At 55.5% G+C, this 5,346-nt stretch carries 6 protein-coding genes and 1 tRNA gene; all 7 read right to left on the bottom strand.

Annotation, left to right across the window (positions count from 1 at the left end; translation table 11 throughout):
* Positions 1 to 109: 109 nt before the first annotated feature.
* Complete coding sequence (locus tag ACWIZX_RS09320) at positions 110 to 238, bottom strand: hypothetical protein (RefSeq protein ID WP_448335564.1); 129 nt, start codon at positions 236 to 238, stop codon at positions 110 to 112.
* Positions 239 to 666: 428 nt separating this feature from the next.
* Positions 667 to 1,131 (bottom strand): hypothetical protein, encoded by a 465-nt coding sequence (locus ACWIZX_RS09315; RefSeq protein WP_448335563.1) that lies wholly within the window; start codon positions 1,129 to 1,131, stop codon positions 667 to 669.
* 84 nt (positions 1,132 to 1,215) lie between these two features.
* Positions 1,216 to 1,288, bottom strand: a tRNA-Asn gene (locus ACWIZX_RS09310).
* A 70-nt stretch (positions 1,289 to 1,358) separates the two neighbouring features.
* Positions 1,359 to 2,102, bottom strand: coding sequence for a DUF5995 family protein (locus tag ACWIZX_RS09305; RefSeq protein ID WP_448335562.1), 744 nt, complete (start codon positions 2,100 to 2,102; stop codon positions 1,359 to 1,361).
* Positions 2,103 to 2,112: 10 nt separating this feature from the next.
* On the bottom strand, positions 2,113 to 2,517 hold the full coding sequence (locus ACWIZX_RS09300; protein WP_448335561.1) for a hypothetical protein: 405 nt from the start codon (positions 2,515 to 2,517) through the stop codon (positions 2,113 to 2,115).
* A gap of 285 nt (positions 2,518 to 2,802) precedes the next feature.
* The gene (locus tag ACWIZX_RS09295; protein WP_448335560.1) at positions 2,803 to 3,105 is read right to left on the bottom strand and encodes a hypothetical protein; all 303 of its coding nucleotides are present in this window, start codon (positions 3,103 to 3,105) and stop codon (positions 2,803 to 2,805) included.
* A partial coding sequence (locus ACWIZX_RS09290) for a GAF domain-containing protein (RefSeq protein WP_448335559.1) occupies positions 3,102 to 5,346 on the bottom strand: 2,245 nt, incomplete at its 5' end. The genes ACWIZX_RS09295 and ACWIZX_RS09290, both read right to left, overlap by 4 nt.

The following is a 5,346-nucleotide window of genomic DNA, read 5'->3' as shown; positions in this document are numbered from 1 at the left end:
CTTGAGGGGAGCGTGGTGTCGTATGGGGGTTTCCCGCTGACGCCCTCGTGCGCCGTGGCCGCGCTGCCCGTCTCTCCGGGCCGTCACCCTGCCTGTTTCCTGGCACTGGTCAGGGTGTGCCGGGCTGCACCTGCCTGCTGATGGGGTCAGCAGCCCCGACAGGTTCGGCAGACCAGCCGGGCGGGACTTGCACCCGCCGGTGGGTGGGACTCGAACCCACCGCAGGGAGAGGGGTCACTCCCTGCAAACCCAATCACCCCCACCTTGGGCGGCTGGCTAAAGGAGGTACACCATGTCGAATTGGTAAGGTGCAATTCAGGCGGGCGGGAATCGAACCTGACCTGCATCACCAAACCGCCTGAATGAGCCAACACCGCTAAACAAAAACCCTGCTGGTGTGGTTAGCAGGGCTCTGTTCTCTCGTGATAGAATATTCACGGGGTGAGCAGCGCACTCTGCTTGCCTCACCGTGAGCGTGCACCCACACGGCTCACGGAACGCCCCGGTCGGGCGCACAACGCCTGATTGGGGCGTTGTGTTTGAGGCGTCTGTCTGGGGTTGGGAAGGTGCTAGGAATAGTATAGCATTAAATCCGCGCAAGTCAATACACTTGTGCAGATTTAGCACTTAAGAAGCGGTCTCTACGACCGCAATCTTACTCACATGCTAGTATGCTATTGATCTAGTCTTAGGTTTGTACGGCGTACCATCTTCATTGAACAATATTCGACCTTGTCTTCCCCTCTTTCGATAAATTTCAGAACAATATGCTATGTCCGCCTCATCAATTAGAACTTTATTTCCTTCCATACCTAGTTGTTTTATATACCCAGCCTTAACCCACCTGACTAAAGTTTGATGAGGCACACGATATTGTCTTGAAGCCTCACTAATCCAGATAGAATTGCCCTTTAGATGTGAATACATCTGATACTCCGGCAAATCCTCTTTGCGGAGTGCTTTTACCTCAATGGCTTCTCCGCGCACTTCATCTTCGCTCACGACCATCTCACCTGCGACCATTGCAGCCCTGATTTTACCCTTCTCAACCATCTGGCGCAAATAATCTTCGTCCAGCCCGTATTTGCGGGCGGCTTCGGAAAGTGGGATGAGTGTGGGAAGTGTAACCATGCCTGACCTCTCAAAAACACAAAACGCACCCAGGGATCCATCGGGTGCGCTGCTCGGTACAGGGATGGAATCCCTGTGAAAAGGCTCCTCGACCAGGACTCGAACCTGGAACCTAGCGGTTAACAGCCGCCCGCTCTGCCGATTGAGCTATCGAGGAACGTGCCCTTATTATAAAATCAACCCAAAGGCATGTCAAGGAATCGCCCGGCTTGAGCCTGTGACCTTGCTCATTCCCTCCAACCAATCCAGCGGGCAGTCTGGAGTGCATCATGCTCCACCCGCTGCACCCATTCCTTGCGCTCATCCTCTGACGAGGCTTCCACCAGATACACGGCATTCCGCCACACTTTGCCCCGCCAGCGGGTAATTGTGCCGGAGATCAGTCCTTCATCCATTCGCCCCAGGATGACATCCACAACCTGCATGACCGGCATGGCCGGTTCCAGAATTTGATCTTGCACGGCATCAATGGTAGCGGCAATGACGTGGTTGACGCGGTTATGATCGGTGCGGCGCATCGCCCGCCGGGCAGAACTCAATGCCTGCCACTCGGGCTGCAGCAGTTCTTCCAGCGTCAACACCAGGTCGTAGTTGATGTGGGCGTTGACCCCCAACAGCAAGTTTTGCAGCGGCGAATAATTCTTTTGGTTGGCTGCCTGGAATGCGACCTGCCAGACGGCAGGGATGTTTTCCTGCCGCTCTTCATAGGCTTGCAGGGCCATAAAATAATAATCCGCAAAACGGTGCAACAGGTGATTCACCCAAACCCCATCGGAAAATTCCTCGTGCCGGATAGCCTCCAGCATGTTCGTCGTCATCATTTGATAACAGCTTAAAAAGATTGCGCGCCGGTCATTGGTCCGCTGCCAGCGCTCAATCCGCTCACTCATTTGTTCCAGCACAGGATCATACACCGCTTTAACCCATCTATCGGCTTGCGTATCGGGTAAAATCAGCCATTGGTGGAACACCTCATGCAGTTCAGCGCACCTCGAAGTCGAGGGTCTTATCCAGTTTGCCGTTCAGGTAGATTTCGACGCGGTACTTGCCCACCGGCCACAGGTTATTGTTGGAAAGGTTGAAGGTCACCACATTGCTGCCGCTGGTGAACTCGGTTTCATTGATGACAAAATTAGGATCCACCCCTTCCGCATCTACCGCAATCCAGACGGCTTTCAGGGTGGTATCCTCGGGCGCATTTTTCAGGTCAACGAAGGCATAAAAGACTGCATCCTGAGCGAAGGTGGTTACCCGTGTGCCGCCGTCCTCGCTGTCCGAAAGCCACGCATCGCCAATATTGGCCGTGCTGGCGCTGAATTCACAGGCAACCGTTGACAATACCAGCATCAACAGCCCCAAAAAGATCAACCATTTGCGACGCACCATGCTTTTTCTCCTCTTTTGGCTTGATATTGAAAATCCCCCTCAATCATTGGAGGAGAATTTTTCGCTTGTTAACATCAATCCGGGATAAATCATTTTTACATCAACTTTCGAATTTTTCGTCCCCCTCCCGCCCCCCAAAAATCGCCCCTGCGATTTTGGGGGAGGTGCAGGTGGGGGTCATTGGCATTGCCTGCCAGGTTTTCATCCTATCCCGAACTCATGTTATGATACAACCTTCTGTACAAAATTCAAGGGGGAGTTTCAAAATCACCCTTTTTTGTTTATTCAATCCTCTTCAATAAATTGTAAGCCGCGCAAACGCTGCTTGTGACGGCGGGCATTGCGGTACACACGAACGGCGCGATGTTCGACCTGATCTGTCTCTTCTTCCGTCCACTCCTCCTCGCCGATTGCCCGGCCTATTTTCTTCAATCGCTCTTTCAGGTGGGCTTTAGCCTGCCGCCGCAGGTTGACATAAAGCCCTTTTTCACGCCGGATTTTGCCCTCTTCCACAGCCAGCACATCCTCGCCGGTGTGAATGCGTCTGAACATGCGCTGTTCCGTTTCGCTCAACAGGCGGATTTTCACTCGCCGCTTTCCTCCGCCAGATATTCCTCAATCACTTCAAAGAACACCTTGACCACCTGCGGGTCAAAGTGCTTGCCGGCCTGTTCGCGGATGTACTCGAGTGCTCGGGCTTTCGTCCAGGCCGGGCGGTAGGGGCGGTCGCTGGTCAGTGCATCCCATACATCCGCCACCGCAAAGATGCGTGCTGCCAGCGGGATTTCTTCCCCTTTCAGCCCGCGCGGATAGCCGCTGCCGTCCCATTTTTCATGATGGCCGTAAGGGATGTCCAGGGCGGAGCGCAGGTATTGGATGGGGGTGAGCATCTCATACGCATAACGCGGATGTTTGCGCATAATTTCCCATTCCTCATCCGTGAGCGGCCCGGGCTTGAGTAAAACGGCATCGGGGATGCCCATTTTACCGATGTCATGCAGCAACGCGCCGCGCCGGATATGCGCCATCTGCTCGGAACTCAGTCCCATCCGGCTGGCCATCAGCAGGGTCAGGTTGACCACCCGTTGGGTGTGGCCTTCGGTTTCCTTATCCCGCAAATCCAACGCGCGCGACCAGCCCTCGATGGTTGCCTCATAAGCCAGGGAAAGGTCAAGGTTGGTTCGCTGCAAATTCTCGAACAGCTGTGCGTTTTCAATGGCAATTGCTGCCTGGCGCGAAAGGGCTTCGAAAAAGGTTAACCAATCCTCCTGAGGTTCAAAGGGGGAACGGCTGAATACCTCCAGCACCCCCTTGACCTGCCCCTTTGCAATCAACGGCACACCGCAGTAGGAAACGAAACCTTCTTCTTCAATCCATTGCGGATGCAGGAAGGGCGGTTCGGCCGTATTCAAATCGCCGCAATGTACCATCCGCCTTTCCAGGGCCGCCAGCCCGGCCTGACTTTCTCCCAGATGCAGACGGGCTTTCTGGTAATACCGGGTGTTGAATCCGCGCCCGGCAGCATATTCGAGCACCAGCGTGTTGGGATTGAGCAGCAGCACCCCGGCTGCATCCATTTTCAAGTGCAGCAGAGTTTGCTCCAATAAAGCATCCAGTGAAAAACGTAAATCCAGGCTGGTGGTAATCACCCGGTCAATCGCTTGCAGCGCCTGCAACTGCTCCACCCGCCGGCGGGTTTCATCGTGCAGTTGCATACGCATTAAGGCGCTGGCAGCCATATCCGCCACCGAGCGCAGCAGACGCAAGTCATCTTCACCCAGAGGGCGGAAGCTGCCAATCCACAACAGCCCGTTGATGGTGTCGTCCGCGCGCAGCGGCACGCCGGCAATCGAATTGCATTCGCCTAACTGCTCAGGAAAATACACACGCGGGTCCTGGCGGGCATCATTGGTCAAATAGGTTAACCCGCTTTGCAGGATAAAAGCGCTCAAACCCTCACCAGCCGGGATGATTTCGCCGGTTAGGGTTTCCCAAATCCCAACCCCCAATTCAATGGTGACATCTCCGCTGATGGGGTTCACCGTTTCCAGCACCACGCCATCCACTTCCATTTGAGTCATGATCTGTTCCAGCAATACCGGCAGCAATTCGCTGCGGGTGGCGGCTTTGCGTAATTCCGCGCTCAGGCGGGCAATCAATTCCAGCTCGCGCAGCCGCTGGCGGGTTTCCTCGAACAGGCGCACATTTTCAACGGTGGTGGCAAATTGGGCCGCCAGCGTTTCCAGCAGGCGACAGTGGGCGGTGGTATATACGCCCGGCTGATAACTTTGGGCCGAGATCATCCCCATCACCCGCTCTCCCTGCCGCAGCGGAACGGCCAGTACGGCGCGTACGCTTTGCGAGTCACCAAAATGTACCGTGGGAACGCTGGATTGGGTCAGATCCTCGATTAAGAGAGCTTTTTTCCGTTCAATTACCTGCGCGCTCAAACCGGCACCTTTTGCTACCCGTTGAGGCGGGTAATGCCCGCCGCGGTCATACAGATAGACCGCAGTATAGCCGGTTTGCTGCGGGTCTTCCAGCACAATCGCAAATGCCTCGCAGGGCATCAGCTGGGCAACCGCCTGGTGAATGGTTTGGTAAACCTGCTCGGCATCCAGCCGAGTTGTCAACAGGGTTTGACTGACCAAATGGAGCACACTCAACTCCGCCAGCCGCTGGCGGGTTTGTTCGTTCAAACGGGCACGCTGCAGGGCATTGCCGGCCATATCGGCAATGGCTGTCAGCAGGCGCTGTTCGGCCTGGCTGGCCGTGCGCCGCTGAGCGAACCAGATGTTCATCACCCCCATCACGCCGCTGCCGGCGCGC

The organism is Bellilinea sp. (assembly GCF_053501535.1).
Note: the sequence above shows the minus strand (reverse complement) of the source record. Positions and strands in the feature narration are given on the sequence as shown.

Bases quoted from the DNA above. Each gene is read 5' to 3' on its own strand.
- ACWIZX_RS09315 (WP_448335563.1), bottom strand. From the start codon at position 1,131: ATGGTTACACTTCCCACACTCATCCCACTTTCCGAAGCCGCCCGCAAA.
- ACWIZX_RS09300 (WP_448335561.1), bottom strand. From the start codon at position 2,517: ATGGTGCGTCGCAAATGGTTGATCTTTTTGGGGCTGTTGATGCTGGTA.